The sequence below is a fragment of the Pseudomonas sp. AC016 genome (assembly GCF_979253365.1).
In genome coordinates this window covers 3,475,290-3,490,443 of the sequence record NZ_CEEDCC010000001.1, presented here as the reverse complement: position 1 = coordinate 3,490,443, position 15,154 = coordinate 3,475,290, and the positions used below count along the sequence as shown (strand labels likewise).

At 50.9% G+C, this 15,154-nt stretch carries 16 protein-coding genes and 2 pseudogenes; all 18 read left to right on the top strand.

Features of this window, described 5'->3' with window-relative positions:
* Positions 1–46: 46 nt before the first annotated feature.
* A pseudogene (locus AC0IXS_RS15830) lies at positions 47–2,116 on the top strand (hemagglutinin repeat-containing protein); the annotation flags it as partial.
* On the top strand, positions 2,113–2,466 hold the full coding sequence (locus AC0IXS_RS15825; RefSeq protein ID WP_471825109.1) for a DUF596 domain-containing protein: 354 nt from the start codon (positions 2,113–2,115) through the stop codon (positions 2,464–2,466). The pseudogene AC0IXS_RS15830 and the gene AC0IXS_RS15825, both read left to right, overlap by 4 nt.
* 127 nt (positions 2,467–2,593) lie before the next feature.
* A complete protein-coding gene (locus tag AC0IXS_RS15820) occupies positions 2,594–3,136 on the top strand; it encodes a polymorphic toxin type 15 domain-containing protein (RefSeq protein ID WP_471825107.1) in 543 nt (180 codons plus the stop codon).
* On the top strand, positions 3,102–3,716 hold the full coding sequence (locus AC0IXS_RS15815; protein WP_471825105.1) for a GAD-like domain-containing protein: 615 nt from the start codon (positions 3,102–3,104) through the stop codon (positions 3,714–3,716). The genes AC0IXS_RS15820 and AC0IXS_RS15815 overlap by 35 nt, the downstream gene beginning before the upstream one ends.
* 204 nt (positions 3,717–3,920) lie before the next feature.
* Positions 3,921–4,310 (top strand): PDDEXK family nuclease, encoded by a 390-nt coding sequence (locus AC0IXS_RS15810; protein WP_471825103.1) that lies wholly within the window; start codon positions 3,921–3,923, stop codon positions 4,308–4,310.
* A 245-nt stretch (positions 4,311–4,555) separates the two neighbouring features.
* Positions 4,556–5,422, top strand: a complete 867-nt coding sequence (locus AC0IXS_RS15805) for a hypothetical protein (RefSeq protein ID WP_471825101.1) — start codon at positions 4,556–4,558, stop codon at positions 5,420–5,422.
* A 62-nt stretch (positions 5,423–5,484) separates the two neighbouring features.
* Positions 5,485–6,444, top strand: a pseudogene (locus AC0IXS_RS15800) (IS5 family transposase).
* Between the two features lie 357 nt (positions 6,445–6,801).
* Positions 6,802–7,131 carry an antitoxin YezG family protein gene (locus tag AC0IXS_RS15795; RefSeq protein WP_471825099.1) on the top strand — a complete coding sequence of 110 codons (330 nt, stop codon included), beginning with the start codon at positions 6,802–6,804 and terminating at the stop codon, positions 7,129–7,131.
* 13 nt (positions 7,132–7,144) lie between these two features.
* Positions 7,145–7,501 (top strand): hypothetical protein, encoded by a 357-nt coding sequence (locus AC0IXS_RS15790; RefSeq protein ID WP_471825097.1) that lies wholly within the window; start codon positions 7,145–7,147, stop codon positions 7,499–7,501.
* A gap of 4 nt (positions 7,502–7,505) precedes the next feature.
* Positions 7,506–7,895: a hypothetical protein gene (locus AC0IXS_RS15785; protein ID WP_471825095.1), complete on the top strand. Its 390-nt coding sequence runs from the start codon at positions 7,506–7,508 to the stop codon at positions 7,893–7,895.
* A gap of 308 nt (positions 7,896–8,203) precedes the next feature.
* Positions 8,204–8,878, top strand: coding sequence for a hypothetical protein (locus tag AC0IXS_RS15780; RefSeq protein WP_471826245.1), 675 nt, complete (start codon positions 8,204–8,206; stop codon positions 8,876–8,878).
* 345 nt (positions 8,879–9,223) lie between these two features.
* Entirely contained in the window at positions 9,224–9,838 is a 615-nt protein-coding gene (locus AC0IXS_RS15775; RefSeq protein ID WP_471825093.1) for a GAD-like domain-containing protein, read from the top strand.
* A gap of 140 nt (positions 9,839–9,978) precedes the next feature.
* Entirely contained in the window at positions 9,979–10,737 is a 759-nt protein-coding gene (locus tag AC0IXS_RS15770; RefSeq protein WP_471825091.1) for a hypothetical protein, read from the top strand.
* Between the two features lie 493 nt (positions 10,738–11,230).
* Positions 11,231–11,926 carry a hypothetical protein gene (locus tag AC0IXS_RS15765; protein ID WP_471826243.1) on the top strand — a complete coding sequence of 232 codons (696 nt, stop codon included), beginning with the start codon at positions 11,231–11,233 and terminating at the stop codon, positions 11,924–11,926.
* Between the two features lie 355 nt (positions 11,927–12,281).
* The gene (locus AC0IXS_RS15760) at positions 12,282–12,896 is read left to right on the top strand and encodes a GAD-like domain-containing protein (RefSeq protein WP_471825089.1); all 615 of its coding nucleotides are present in this window, start codon (positions 12,282–12,284) and stop codon (positions 12,894–12,896) included.
* Positions 12,897–13,122: 226 nt separating this feature from the next.
* The gene (locus AC0IXS_RS15755) at positions 13,123–13,461 is read left to right on the top strand and encodes a hypothetical protein (RefSeq protein WP_471825088.1); all 339 of its coding nucleotides are present in this window, start codon (positions 13,123–13,125) and stop codon (positions 13,459–13,461) included.
* Between the two features lie 308 nt (positions 13,462–13,769).
* Positions 13,770–14,444, top strand: coding sequence for a hypothetical protein (locus tag AC0IXS_RS15750; RefSeq protein WP_449124435.1), 675 nt, complete (start codon positions 13,770–13,772; stop codon positions 14,442–14,444).
* Positions 14,445–14,840: 396 nt separating this feature from the next.
* Entirely contained in the window at positions 14,841–15,146 is a 306-nt protein-coding gene (locus tag AC0IXS_RS15745; RefSeq protein ID WP_471826241.1) for a hemagglutinin repeat-containing protein, read from the top strand.
* Positions 15,147–15,154 lie beyond the last annotated feature (8 nt).

The following is a 15,154-nucleotide window of genomic DNA, read 5'->3' as shown; positions in this document are numbered from 1 at the left end:
GAAAGCTCGTCCGATCAGATAATCAGACTTTTCCCGCTTTTAACTCGACACCCAGATCAAAGGCGCGGTAGCGAGTGGCAAGAAGGTCATCGCCGACGTCGGCGGCGATCTCAATATCGAAAGCCTGCAGGACACCAACACCTACAAGGTCGACGAAAAGAGCCTCGGTTTTGGTGTCAGTCTGTGCGTTCCGCCCTTCTGCGCCGGCATGAGCACCATCAGTGGCGGCAGCGGCAACTTCGGCGCGACCAACATCAATTCCAACTACGCCAGCGTGACCCGCAGCGGTATCAGCGGTGGCGCCATCGTCATCACCGACGCCGCCGAACAGCAGAAACGCACCGGCCAAACCGCCGATCAGACTGTTGCCAGCCTCAACCGCGACGTGTCCAGTGATCGCGACGGCAGCAACGCACTCAAGCCGATCTTCGACGAGGACGAGATCCGCGCAGGTTTCGAGATCGTCAGTGCGTTCTCCAACGAAGCCAGCACCTTTTTGGCCAACAAGGCACGGGAAGCGGACCTCAAGCGCGAACAGGCGAAAGCGTTGCAGGAGAAAGCCGACCAGATCAACGGCAACAATGATGCCGCACAGATGGCCCTACAGACCCAGGCAAGGCAACTGCTGGGAGAAGCCAACGACATCTCCGAAAACTGGGGCGCAGGCGGCACCTACCGCCAGATCACCACCGCCCTGATCGGCGCAGCCGGCGGCAACATCAGCGCGGGCAACGCTGCCTTCGTGCAAGGGCTGGTGGTCAACTACGTTCAGCAAAAAGGCGCGAGCTACATCGGCGACCTGGTGGCCGACGGCGAACTCACCGAAGGCTCTCCCCTGCACGCCGCCTTGCACGGCATCGTCGCCTGCGCAGGTGCCGCCGCCAGCAGCCAGAGCTGCGGCAGCGGTGCCGCAGGCGCAGCGGCCTCCAGCCTGCTGACCGGCCTGTTCTCGCAAAGCAGCCCCGACGAAAGCGAAGAACAGCGCGAAGCCAAACGTAATTTGATCGTCAGCCTGGTAACCGGCTTGGCAGCGACCAGTGCTTCCATCGACCCGACTGCTGCGAATACGGCGGCGGGTGCGGCGGTGGATAACAATTGGTTGGCGACGCAGCAGATTGTGCAGTTCAAGAAAGAATATGACGAAGCGAAAGGCTTCGGCGAAACGAGCAAAGTGTTTGCCAAATGGGCCTACATCAGCAGCAAACAGGACGTGCTGACGCAGTTCGGCATCGGTAAAGGTCTGAGGGAGGCCGGCTGGAGCGACGTCACGGGCTTGGCGGAATTTGCCATGAATCCGGCCGAAGCAATGAAAGGTTTACTCCAACTGGCTAACAGCACTGAAGCCCGTGAGCAGTTTAGCGAAAGCTTCTTGAACGACATCAACGCCAAGATCGCCACGGTCCAGAAAGCCATTGAAGTCGGCGGCGACGAAAACGCCGAAGCCTTAGGCAGGACCCTAGGCGAAATCGCCTGGGACTTCGGCAGTCTCGCAGCAGGTTTCGGTGGCGCGGCAAAAGGCGGCGTGACGCTGGCGAAGGCAGGGATCAAGGCGAGTGGCGCACAGCTTGAGAAAATGGCTGAGATCGCTAGAATCGAGAAGTTTGCAAAAGCTGAGTCCCAAAAGAATCCGCTTGTCGAGGCTGAGAAGGCGGCGCTTGATCGCATAGCAAAGAACAATAAAGGTCCTGATTTAACAACCAAGCAGCCTGGAACAATCCTACAGCGCCAATCTGACAATCGGATTGGCGATCTTGCAGAGCAATATAATAATCCAACTCTTCAGCCTAAGGATTTCGAATTGACGATAGGGGGCAAAACGTTCAAAGCTGATTCTCAACTTAGTATGGGCGCACCAGTCTACGCCGGGGCTACAACTTCAGATGTGATGAAATACTTTAAACAGTTGACAGGATCTGACAGCATGCCAACGGTCAAGTCGATTCCTGGAAAAGGAGACGTATATGCAGCCAAGATTACTTCTGGCGAAAACGCAGGCAGCAAAATCACGTTAAGGAATTTCTCGGACTCAGCCCAGCAGTCAGGTGCAACGTGGACAATAGATGTAATAAATCCTTCCATTAATGCGGGCAAAAGAATCGAGATCAAATTCAAATGAACATAGATTCTCTGTATGACGCTGTTCTCAAAAGTTCATTTGGTCTTTCGATGGGTTCGATCTGGCAGCACTTAAGTATAGAACTGTCTAGTTTAGAACTGAGCAATGAAGAAAAGTCCGAGATTTTTTTTAAAATACTCAAACGCCTAATTACTGAGGGACATATAAAGCTGGCTGCGAAAGGAAATTTTCTTATGGGGGACATTGAAGAGCAGATTGATCTTATCAAGCTGGCATGGCCTGTCGCCCCCGAGGAAGATGAACTGGATGGTTTTGGTTTTTGGTTTTTAACCACCTCACCTGCAGGCGTAGTATGGCTAACCTCTGATGGTCAGGAAGTATGGGCATGAGCCGTTAATAATTAAGAGCCGCAAGAGGAAAATATAGGGTAAACCACGGTTTTGCTTTTTAAGCATAATAGTGGTCTGCCCCCCATTTTCCCGATGCCGAGTGGATGTGCTTACCAAGGTCGCGCTCATGCCCCACCAAGTCCAACAACTACAGCATTTCTGCAGCCCCCTCCGGGGCGACCATGACCATGTACGAAAATCAGAAGCCTTTAATGCACTCGCATGCGTGCTATTAGAAGCTGCCCCCTGTTTTTACATTCAAAACGGACGTAATCCGATTGCTGAATCAATGCAAAAAAGCCTAGGCAATGAGCTTGAATCGTTAATATTTAACAACATCCGACAACACTTAATAAGTAAAAATGTTCCACCATCAGAAGCGACTGAAATGGCTAAAGCTCGTGCAAAGGCGATAAGATCAAATCTCGCTGCCTTACACGAACCGGACATGGTAGCAGGTGGCTATAATGCGCCAGCTCCCGTAAGAATGGGTGATAAGAATGTGAATTCTTCTATCGGGGGAAGCTGGCCGAGCCGAATTCCAGAGACTGATAACGCTGTGAATACAGCTATCGCTAACGGCAATGGTAACGCTAGACTTAATGTTCGACTTGAGCTACTGAGGGGTGCGAAAAATGAGAGATCCAGATTTCGAAGCTTTTATAGCTGAAGCAGGAGAGGCCACTATTCGTCGTGACGTGCATCACGAGCAAATCTCAAAATATTCCGGTATCTTGCCGGATGCCTTACTGGGATACTGGAAGGAAGAAGGTTGGTGCGGTCATGCCGATGGATTGTTTTGGACCGTCAACCCTGATGACTACAAGCATTTACTTGATATGTGGTTGGCGGGAACTGAAATTGAAGGACTCGACAACTATCACGTGATCGCACGTAGCGCATTTGGAGCATTGTATGCATGGGGAGAGAGATATAACCAAAGAATAGTAGTTTCATGTTTCACAGGTTCAATTGTCGCTCTAAAAAGCCAGCTACAGAAACCGAATAAAAATCCAGATCTCGCAATACAAACCTTTTTTGCAATGTTCGAAAAGGAAAAATATGATCTGGAGAATGGCGAGGGTCAATTTTTATTCGAACAAGCTTTGAAGAAGCTGGGCCCACTCAACGAAAGCGAAGTCTATGGATTTCAACCGCCGCTTTTCCTCGGTGGAGCACCTTGTTTGGAGAATATGGTCAAATGCGATTTAGATGTTCATCTGACTATTCTTCGTCAGCTGAAGCGTTAACTTTTTGAAGCAGTACACCATTAAAAGTTTAGGCTAAGCAAAATTTGGCGATCCGTTGATATCAAAAACTCTCCTGCGCGGCATCATCGCCTGCGCAGGGGCCGCAGCGGTGCCTAAGGCGCAGCGGCCTCCAGCCTACTGACCGGCCTCTTCTCGCAAAGCAGCCCGGACGAAAGCGAAGAACAGCGCGAAGCCAAACGCAATTTGATCGTCAGCCTCGTGACCGGGCTGGCAGCGACCAGTGCTTCCATCGACCCGACTGCTGCGAATACGTCGGCGGGTGCGGCGGTGCTGGTTGATCGGAATGTTTTGGAGGCTGGGGCAAAAGGGCTAGGTCAGACAGGTGGGGCCGTTAATCCGGGTACGACACTTGATCTGTTTTCAGCCACCCGAGGTAAAGATCTTTCGAAGCTAACCAATGAGCAGATTGGTGACCTAGGTGAAGATATCTCCAAGGTTTTCTTGCGTGACAACAACCACACTGACACCTTCGCTGTGCAGAACCGCAGTGGTAACGGTATCGACATTGTAAGCCGTACGCCGGATGGCCGCCTCGCGTTCACTGAAGTAAAAACTTCGCGAACGGGAATGTAGGAGATCTTTCCGTACGACAGCAGAACATGACAACGTTCATCGAGGATGTTCTGAGTCAGGCAGCCAGTCGGCAAGGTCGTTACAGGAGCATCAGCTTGGCAGAGCAGCAGCAGGCTAGGCAGATGCTTCGGGAGTTCAGGCGTGCCCCTGAAAATGTGAGCGGTAATTTGATCGGCGTTGACCTACAGGGTGAAGTATTGCGGGTCTCACCTTGGGCGCGTAATTGACTGATGGGACGTACCAGAATGAAAAAAATAGAAAGAATCCTTGAGCAGCATCGGCACTGGCTCTCTCAGTCGGATGGGATGGTGGCTCAAGAGCTTGAGTACCTTGAAGAGGATCTTGCCTGTGACTCCTTGGAGGGTTTGGGCAATGTATCTGATTCATTGGGGATACTTGCAGTTTTTCACGGTATACAGGGAGAGGTTTCTATTTGTACCGGTGATATTTCTGGCTGGGAGGAAGTATCCCGCGCGATGATTTACCGCTATTGGGTGCTAATGCTCAAAGCTAAGACCTTTTCTAATACGAGCTTTCTTCAAGGCATTAGAAACGCCCCGAATCTGACCAATCAGTTGAGCAATGCAGGTTGCTTACTTGCAGGTTTCATTGCTGCGGATAGGCAAGATCTAGCGGAATCAGTCGCCGATGTGCTTGTCGGGATGTTAACTGCTGATGGAGCTGTTGATCCCGGCTATCTCAAAGAGCGTCGATTCGAACCTTTCATGCTGTGGCTCTATTCTGTCTATTCGGGTGGGAGTGCACCTGCCCTGATTGAGTCTATGGATCTCGGCATTTACAAGAAAGTGATAGACAGTTGGGCAGATGAGCAAAGGCTTGCCGGTGTACTGGACGCGGTATGCCAATATCACTTAGCTAACGCCGAAGATAAGGGCGGAGCTTGGGACCCTGAGTTCAAAAACCCACCTTTTGATTTGCTGCCTTTGGAGGTCTTCGCAATTTTTAAGGTTCGCCAACAGTGCGGGTTGAAGTCACCTGCAGTTGCGAATCCCTTGTTATCTGTTGACGTGGCTGCATGGGAGAATCTGGCTTTCAAGCCTGATGACGTTTCTGTAAGGGTTGAGACGGCCTATAGAAATTTCTTCAGCTAAGGAATCTCCGAACAAATCCCCAATGTGATGAAATACGCCTGAACACCTGATCCGAGTCGCCCATGAGCCAGATGAGCTTTTTCGGTTTCGAATACGCCGGCAAACGCAAGCAGACACGCCGCGAACGCTTCCTTGCCGAGATGGATCAGGTGTGCCCTGGACGGGTTTGCTGGGCCTGATCGAGCCGTTCTATCCCGAGGCTGGCGGCGGGAGAAAGCCCTATCCTTTGGAAACCATGCGGCGTATTCATCTGCTGCAAAACTGGTTCTCCTCAGCGACCCGGCCATGGAAGAAGCGCTCTACGAAATCACGCCCATGCGCCAGTTTGCACGCCTGACCTTGAGCGCCCCGATACCTGAAAACACCACGATCATGAACTTCCGGCATCTGCTGGAAAAGCATCAACTGGCACCTGCGCTCATCAACGGTTATCTGCAAGAGAAATGCGCCGAGGCACCATCGTCGATGCCACCATCATTCATGCACCCAGCTTGACCAAGAACAAAGACGGCGAGCGCGACCCTGAGATGCATCAGACGAAGAAAGGTAACCAGTACTTCTTTGGCATGAAGGCGCATATCGGTGCCGATGCCGAGTCCGGCCTCGTTCATCACGTCCATGGCACTGCTGCCAATGTGGCCGATGTCACGCAGGTCGCCGAGCTGTTGCACGGCGAAGAAAGCGCGGTTTATGCAGACGCTGGATACACCGGTGTCAAGAAGCGTGAAGAGCATGAAAATCGTGAGGTCATCTGGCAAATCGCGGCGCGGCGCAGCACATATTCCAGGCTCAATAAACGCAGCGTTCTCTACAAGGCCAAGCGCAAGATCGAGTTCTGCAAAGCGCGGACACGGGCCAAGGTCGAGCATCCGTTTCGGGTGATCAAATGCCAGTTTGATTACGTGAAAGTGCGTTTTCTTGTGCTGATGAAAACCACGGCTCAGCTGACTACGCTGTTCGCCCTGTCGAACCTGTGGATGGCTCGAAAACACTTGATGGGTATGGGTAAGTTGCGCGCTTAACATGGACAAACGGGCGAAAACGCCGAAGCCTTAGGCAGCGCCATCGGCGAACTTGCCTGCCAGGTGGGCAGCATCGTGAAAAGTGTGTGGCGCGCAGCTTGAGAAAATGGCGGAGATCGCTTGCACGGAGAAGCCCGCCCAAAAAATATAGAGTGCACATCAGAAATTTTCTGTGCCCCGTTGATTTCCGAGATTAATTTTTTTTGGCGAGAGATGTTTCTTTGAAAAAATGGCAATGTACACCTTTGCAGAGAAACAAGCTGCGTTAATAGTACATCGAAGATAAGCTGATTGCAGGCATGCCTGCTTGTAGGCCTGTGAGTGTTGACTTCAAAAATGTGCCTGGAGGTGGGTTTAATGAATGAACAGCGGCTTTACGAAAAAATCGGGCAGCTTCTAATTGATGCAGGCCCCTCAGACGCTAAAAAAATAATAGCCAGAGCGGAGCTTTTCGCCGAAGGCGACGGCGGCAGCTATGAGTTTGATTACTTTGATAAAACTGGTGACTTGAATTGGTTTGATCCCGACGGTCGCGCAGTGGGAGATTTAACAGACTTGCTAGTGCAGTTGAGGCATTATTTTGTTCTGAATGGCTTGTGCACAGACGAAAAAGCCTGGTCTGGATGTGTAGTTAGTTTGGATGTAGAAAATATAAAAATAAATATTGAATTTAAGTATGACAATTGAATAAGAGATCCTGGTGAGATGGAGCCAGAGCAGCGGTGCCGCAGGCGCAGCGGCCTCCAGCCTACTGACCGGCCTCTTCTCGCAAAGCAGCCCCGACGAAAGCGAAGAACGGCGCGAAGCCAAACGTAATTTGATCGTCAGCCTCGTGACCGGGCTGGCGGCGACCAGTGATTCAATCGACCCGATTACCGCTAATACGGCGGCGGGTGCGGCGGTGAATAACAATTGGTTGGCGACGCAGCAGATTGTGCAGTTCAAGAAGGAATATGAAGAAGCGAAAGGCTTCGGCGAAACGGGCAAAATGTTTGCCAAATGGGCCTACATCAGCAGCAGACCTTCCCAATTGGAAGACCGGTTCGCTTGTAAATGATGGGGTGTTGGGCGAGCAACTGGCCCTTCAAACCCTCAACGAAAAAACCGGCCTCAATTTCAAGCCATTGCAGAACGGTAGCAACCACAGCTGTGATGGCTGCGCGGTGGCGATCGATGGCGATACGATTACCGTGGTGGTGATGGATGCGAAGTCTTCGGTGAATGGCGTGAATAAGGCCGGTACGCCGCATGGAGATCCGGAGACGAGGTTGAGAGGGTGGTTGGGTAATAGCTCAATTGCCGATTCGGACCCAGCGTTACGTGATGCTTTGCGAGCAGCGCTGCTTTCTGAAAACGTCAAAGTCCAAGGCGTGACCGTCAAAGTCGGTGTTCCTGCCCTAGGTAAAACAGGTGTAGCAGAATTTAAGGTGGAACCATGGTCCAAGAAATAATTCAGTGCGAGCGCTCGGGCGTAAACCCGAAATGGCCTTCCTACAAAAGTGTGCTGGGGCGCATAGCCAAGGGGCCACATGTCTCGGATGAATATGAGATAGCTGGTATTCGCGAGTACGTTACTCGCGAGGATGCTTCGCCGAAGCGTTCAATGATGGTTCCAAACAGAAACAATGCAACAGATGCTCGTGCAGAATGGATGTCGGTGACAAGGGCTCACAAAGTACTTGCCACTGCAACGGGAGACCCGCGATGGCTTTCCGAATTGGCACACTGGATGCGTTATTACCAAGTAGGCATTTGGCAGTTGTTTTTTTGGGCGGGGCAGTTTGACGTTTTGGCTAAAGCCGTAGGTAATGACAGACGCCAACAAAACTACAGCATCCAAACCGCTGCCAACATGATGGCAGCCATGGCGATTCTGGGCTGGAAGGAAGCTGTCATCCACCAAGGCTATTTGACCCATGCGGCGCTCAACCGTGGTCATCAACTGGTCATCGAGTATGAGGAGGAGCACCGCCGCGCCCAAGCCTTTATGCTACGTGTGTTTGCCGATTGGGTGGGCGATGTCTCGCATCAATGGCCTGCTTATGCTTACGACGAACCCATCTACGAAGCCTTGTTGGCCAAGTGGCGCACTCCCAGCCCCGACGACCTGATGCCCTGTCTGTTGGCCGCGTGTGACCGCCACACCTGGCAAACCGGCAAAGAGAGCCAGAAGAATTCTTACGACTTCAATCAGGACTGGCACTTGGAGCGCGTGCCAGTGGAAATCCTCTATATATTGCGTCTACGTCAGTGGGAAGGCTTGCCCAATCCGCGGCAGATTGATCATCCGCTGATGGCAGCGCCCTTTGACCAACTGCCGCCCGAGCAGCCAGTGCCTGAGTTCGATGAGTTGATGCAAGGTGTGCTCAAGCGCGCAAGGGAAGACTGGCCACAGTATGATGAAGTGCTGTCTTTGCCAGCGTTGAAGAGTTGAATAGAGGCAGAAGGACCTGGCGAGTCGGTAGGCAGTGCTGCCGCAGGGATTGAATGACTTGGCAGGATTACCTTGGCACGTAACTGCCAGCAGGCCCGTGACGACCGCCGAGGTTCAAGACGTTTGTTTGTTGACGAGACGACTGGTGTAGCGACAATCGCCGAATACTTGAAACGAGGACTGCAGCCAAAAATTATAGCTCGGGTGCAAAAAATAGGGGTCAAAGCACGGCTTTGCTTATTTTTTAAAAAATAATAGCCTGCCCCCTATTTTTCTATTTTCCCCTAACGGAAATGTTGGCTGCCAAACTTGAAGCCGGCTTTAGCCACTGAGAGGCTCGCAAAAATGAGAGATCCAGATTTCGAAGCTTTTATAGCTGAAGCAGGAGAGGCGACTATTCGTCGTGACGTACCTCAAGAGCAAATATCAAAATATTCCAGCATATTGCCGGATACTTTACTAGGATACTGGAAGGAAGAAGGTTGGTGCGGTTATGCCGATGGATTGTTTTGGACCGTCAACCCTGATGACTATAAGCATTTACTTGATATGTGGTTGGCGGGAACTGATATTGAAGGAATCGACAACTATCACGTTATCGCACGAAACGCATTTGGAGAATTGTACGCATGGGGCGAAAAATACAATCGGAAAATAGTCGTTTCATGTTGCACAGGTGCAATAATCGCTCTAAAAAACCAGCTACAGAAACCGAATAAAAATCCAGGTCTCGCAATACAAACCTTTTTTGCAATGTTCGAAAAGGAAAAATATGATCTGGAGAATGGCGAGGGTCAATTTTTATTCGAACAAGCCCTGAAGAAGCTGGGCCCACTCGACGAAAGCGAAGTTTATGGATTTCAACCGCCGCTTTTCCTCGGTGGAGCACCTTGTTTGAAGAATATAGTCAAATGCGATTTAGATGTTCATCTGACTATTCTTCGTCAGCTGAAGCGTTAACTTTTTAGGCAGTACATCGCTAAAAGCTTCGGTTAAGCTAAATTTGGCGATCCGTTGATATCAAAAACTCTCTCCTGCGCGGCATCATCGCCTGCGCAGGGGCCGTAGCAACTGGCGTACCTTCAGAGGTATAATAAACTATGAAACCGTACATACAGATATCGCTTACAACAAAGATTGACACCTTTGACTGGAAGTTTGGCGAAGCTTTTATTGCCTCGCTACATGAGTGGAACGGACTAATTTTGCCCGAGCAAATATCACATAATGCCGATAAATTTTTAGATTCATTTGTGGGCGCAGATGAGTGTAAAGATTATTGGGGGGTTGAAGGGGAGATACGGGTTAACGGCTCAACGTCTCGCTTTCATGAAGATTTTGCCTGGCGCCGAAAAAAAACAATCAAATCAACCGGATATATTCGGCATAAAACTCAAAATATCCGTGCGCAAGTAGTTCCGGGCTCATTAAATTTTCGCTCCGCCTGCAGTGAAAAAGTTGATTGGTATTTGCTTTTTAAAAAATGGTGTGAACTATTTTCTCCTCAACTTGGCTGTCTTCATAAATTTGCGGGTCTTGAGCTTGACACTAGAAATAAAAATGATAGCTTTCAAATAGGGTCATTTAATGCTGCGTTGAAGCCGGATGTGCCAAACATCGGTTGGGCAATGTTTTATGGGGATGAGTTTGAAGAAGCAGTAGATGCCGATAGAATCGCAGCAGCAGGCTTTCCTGTTGAAAAAATAAATAATGGCTATTTGGTCAGAGTCACAGAAAACATCCAAGACGTTTTAGACAACTTCCCGCTGTTTTCAAGACGGCGCGCCGAACTCAAAACATTATTTCGAAAAGATTTCTTCCTTATTCAACACGAACCCTTGGTTTTGGCGAGTAGATGAATACTATAATCCTGCCTCTAGTTGAATTTTTACCGAGAGAGTGATTGGACAATGGTCCGATAACCCAATCCGATCCCGCGTTGGCTGCAGCCTTGAGATCCGCGCTGCGAAGCGAGGGAGTCAAAGTCCAAGGCGTTACCGTTAAAGTCGGTTTGCCAGCACCCGGTAAAACAGGTCAAGCAGTAATTAAGGTGGAACCATGGCCCAAACAATAAATCAATGTGAGCGCATGGGTGTGAACCCAAGGTGGCCCTCCTACAAATCAGTACTGGCTCGCATCGCCAGAGGGCCGTATGTTGAGGACGCGTTTTATGTCAACGCGATACGCGAATACGTCACTAGGGAGGATGCAAGGCCCACTGAGCCCATGATGGTTCCAAATAAAAATAATGCGACAGACAGCATCCCAGAACAAATGGCGCGGGTAAGACTTTACAAAGTACTTGCCACCGCCCCAGACAACCCGCAGTGGTTGCAAGAATTGGCTCATTGGATGCGCTATTACCAAGTCGGTGTCTGGCAATTATTCTTTTGGGCACACCAGTACGATCAACGCCCCGGTAACTATATTCGCCAAGAAAACTACAGCATCCAAACCGGTACCAACATGATGGCCGCGATGGCGATCCTGGGTTGGAAGGATGCCGTTATCCATCAGGGCTATCTCACTCATGCGGCGCTTAATCGCAAACATCAGTTGGTGATCGAGTACGAAGAGCAGCACCGCCGGGCCCAGGCGTTTATGCTGCGCGTGTTTGCCGATTGGGTGGGGGATGTATCGCACCCGTGGCCGGCCTATGCATATGATGAACCTGTCTACGAAGCTCTACTGGCCAACTGGCGCACCGCCAACCCCGACGACCTGATGCCCTGCCTGCTGGCCGCATGTGATCGCCACACCTGGCAAACCGGCAAAGACAGCCAGAAAAATTCGTTCGATTTCAATCAGGTTTGCCGCATGGAGCGCGTGCCGTTGGAAATCCTCTACATACTGCGTCTACGCCAATGGGAAGGCTTGCCCAATCCTCAGCAGATTGATCATCCGCTGATGGCCGCGCCCTTTGACCAATTGCCGCCCGAGCAGCCAGTGCCTGAGTTCGATGAGTTGATGCAAGGTGTGCTCAAGCGCGCAAGGGAAGACTGGCCACAGTACGATGAAGTGCTGTCTTTGCCAGCGTTGAAGAGTTGAACAGAAGCAGATGGACCTGCCGGGTCGGTACGCGGTGCTGCCGCAGGGATTGAATGACTTGGCAGGATTACCTTGGCACGTAACTGCCAGCAGGCCCGTGACGACCGCCGAGGTTCAAGACGTTTGTTTGTTGATGAGAATACTGGTGTAGCGACAATCGCCGAATACTTGAAACAAGGACTGCAGCCAAAAATTATAGCTCGAGCGCAAAAATGGGGGTCAAAGCACGGCTTTGCTCATTTTTTAAAAAAAATAATAGCCTGCCCCCTATTTTTCTATTTTTCTATTTTCTCCTAACGGAAATGTTGGCTGCCAAACTTGATGCCCGGCTTTAGGTACTGAGAGGCTCGCAAAAATGAGAGATCCAGATTTCGAAGCTTTTATAGATGAAGTGGGAGAGGCCACGATTCGTCGTGACGTACCTCAAGAGCAAATATTAAAATATTCCAGCATATTGCCGGATACTTTACTAGGATACTGGAAAGAAGAAGGCTGGTGCGGTTATGCCGATGGATTGTTTTGGACCGTCAACCCTGATGACTATAAGCACTTGATTGATATGTGGTTGGCGGGAACTGAAATTGAAGGACTTGACAACTACCATGTGATCGCACGAAACGCTTTTGGAGAATTGTACGCATGGGGCGAAAAATACAATCGGAAAATAGTCGTTTCATGTTGCACAGGTGCAATAATCGCTCTAAAAAACCAGCTACAGAAACCGAATAAAAATCCAGGTATCGCAATACAAACTTTTTTTGCAGTGTTCGAAAAGGAAAAATATGATCTGGAGAATGGCGAGGGTCAATTTTTATTCGAACAAGCCCTGAAGAAGCTGGGACCGCTCGACGAAAGCGAAGTTTATGGATTTCAACTGCCGCTTTTCCTCGGTGGAGCATCCCGCTTGGGAAATATAGTCAAATGCAATTTAGACGTTCACTTGACTACTCTTCGCCAACTGAAACGTTAATTTTTTGAGGCAGTACATCATTAAAAGCTTAGGTTAAGCTAAATGGCGATCCGTAGATTGATATCAAAAAACTCGCTCCTGCGCGAGGGGCCGCCGCCAGCACCCAGAGCTGCGGCAGCGGTGCAGTAGCGTCCAGCCTGCTGATCGGCCTGTTCTCGCAAAGCAGCCCCGACGACTGTCAATACGACGGCAGGGGCGGCGTGGCGCTGGCCAAGGCGGGATCAAGGTGGGTGGCCCACAGCTTATAAAAATGGCGGAGATCGCTAGAATCGAGAAGGTTGCTAAGATAGAGGCCTTACCTGATCGACCAGTATCAAAATTGCCTTATGACAACGGCTCAAAAGCCAAAACACCTGAGAGCAGTCACGACTCGGCCGGCACAACCCTAGGGTCGCCGGGTAATAAATCAATTGTCGACTCAGATCCTGCTTTACTCGATGCTTTGCAAGCGGCCTTGGATTCAGGAAAAACCAAGGTTCAAGGTGTAACAGTCAAAGTCGGTATTCCCGCCCCTAGTCAAACAGGTGTAGCAGAATTTAAGGTGGAACCATGGAACAAGAAGTAATTCAGCGCGAGCGTTCGGGCGTGAACCCCAAATGGCCCTCCTACAAGAGCGTGCTGGGGCGCATAGCCAAGGGGCCACACGTCTCAGATGAATACGAGTTGAATGGCATCCGTGAATATGTTGAGCGCGGCGATGCATTTGCGAAGCCGTCAATGCCTGTACCGAATAGTGACAACGTTACGCGTAGTAGCTCCGAATGGATGGCCGTCACACGAGCCCACAAGGTCTTGGCAACCGCACCAGATAATCCGCAATGGCTTCTGGAATTGGCCCATTGGCTGCGCTATTACCAAGTAGGAATTTGGCAGTTGTTCTTCTGGGCGGGCCAGTTCGACATTATTGCCAAAGCGGCAGGCAATGATCGACGCCGCCAAAACTACAGCATCCAAACCGCTGCCAACATGATGGCCGCCATGGCGATTCTGGGCTGGAAGGAAGCTGTCATCCACCAAGGCTATTTGACCCATGCGGCCCTCAACCGTGGTCATCAACTGGTAATCGAGTACGAAGAGCAGCACCGCCGCGCCCAAGCCTTTATGCTGCGTGTGTTTGCCGATTGGGTGGGCGATGTCTCGCATCAATGGCCTGCTTATGCTTACGACGAACCCATCTACGAAGCCTTGTTGGCCAAGTGGCGCACTCCCAGCCCCGACGACCTGATGCCCTGTCTGTTGGCCGCGTGTGACCGCCACACTTGGCAAACCGGCAAAGAGAGCCAGAAGAATTCTTACGACTTCAATCAGGACTGGCACTTGGAGCGCGTGCCAGTGGAAGTCCTCTATATATTGCGTCTACGTCAGTGGGAAGGCTTGCCCAATCCGCAGCAGATTGATCATCCGCTGATGGCAGCGCCCTTTGACCAATTGCCGCCCGAGCAGCCAGTGCCTGAGTTCGATGAGTTGATGCAGGGTGTGCTCAAGCGCGCAAGGGAAGACTGGCCCCAGTACGATGAAGTGCTGTCTTTGCCAGCGTTGAAGAGTTGAACAGAAGCAGATGGACCTGCCGGGTCGGTACGCGGTGCTGCCGCAGGGATTGAATGACTTGGCAGGATTACCTTGGTACGTAACTGCCAGCAGGCCCGTGACGACCGCCGAGTTTCAATACGTTTGTTTGTTGACGAGACGACTGGTGTAGCGACAAGCGCCGAAATACTTGAAACGAGGACTGCAGCCAAAAATTATAGCTCGAGTGCAAAAATAGGGGTCAAAGCACGGCTTTGCTTATTTTTTAAAAAATAATAGCCTGCCCCCTATTTTTCTATTTTCTCCTGAGAAAGGTCTGAAGTAGGCATTGTTTTTTGATCCCCTTGTGGCTTGAGGTTCAAGAAAGCTCGTCCGATCAGATAATCAGACTTTTCCTGCTTTTAACTCGACACCCAGATCAAAGGCGCGGTAGCAAGCGGCAAAAAGGTCATCGCCGACGTCGGTGGCGACCTCAATATCGAAAGCTTGCAGGAAAACAACACCTACAAAGTGGATGAAAAGAGCCTCGGCTTTGGTATCAGTCTGTGCGTTACGCCCTTCTGCGCCGGCATGAGCACCATCGGTGGCGGCAGCGGCAATTTCGACGCGGCCAACATCGACTCCAACTACGCCAGCGTGACCGAACAATCGGGTATCAGTTTGACGGAATGTTTTTCAATCAGACGGCTTCAAAGGCCGAGCGGGCGACGCCGGAAGTTCTGACGGCGAGG

What these genes read in the sequence shown, in the direction of transcription:
- AC0IXS_RS15770 (WP_471825091.1), top strand. Translation starts at nt 9,979, where the DNA reads ATGAAACCGTACATACAGATATCGCTTACAACAAAGATTGACACCTTT.
- AC0IXS_RS15815 (WP_471825105.1), top strand. Translation starts at nt 3,102, where the DNA reads ATGAGAGATCCAGATTTCGAAGCTTTTATAGCTGAAGCAGGAGAGGCC.
- AC0IXS_RS15795 (WP_471825099.1), top strand. Translation starts at nt 6,802, where the DNA reads ATGAATGAACAGCGGCTTTACGAAAAAATCGGGCAGCTTCTAATTGAT.
- AC0IXS_RS15825 (WP_471825109.1), top strand. Translation starts at nt 2,113, where the DNA reads ATGAACATAGATTCTCTGTATGACGCTGTTCTCAAAAGTTCATTTGGT.
- AC0IXS_RS15760 (WP_471825089.1), top strand. Translation starts at nt 12,282, where the DNA reads ATGAGAGATCCAGATTTCGAAGCTTTTATAGATGAAGTGGGAGAGGCC.
- AC0IXS_RS15805 (WP_471825101.1), top strand. Translation starts at nt 4,556, where the DNA reads ATGAAAAAAATAGAAAGAATCCTTGAGCAGCATCGGCACTGGCTCTCT.
- AC0IXS_RS15775 (WP_471825093.1), top strand. Translation starts at nt 9,224, where the DNA reads ATGAGAGATCCAGATTTCGAAGCTTTTATAGCTGAAGCAGGAGAGGCG.
- AC0IXS_RS15765 (WP_471826243.1), top strand. Translation starts at nt 11,231, where the DNA reads ATGCGCTATTACCAAGTCGGTGTCTGGCAATTATTCTTTTGGGCACAC.
- AC0IXS_RS15820 (WP_471825107.1), top strand. Translation starts at nt 2,594, where the DNA reads ATGCCCCACCAAGTCCAACAACTACAGCATTTCTGCAGCCCCCTCCGG.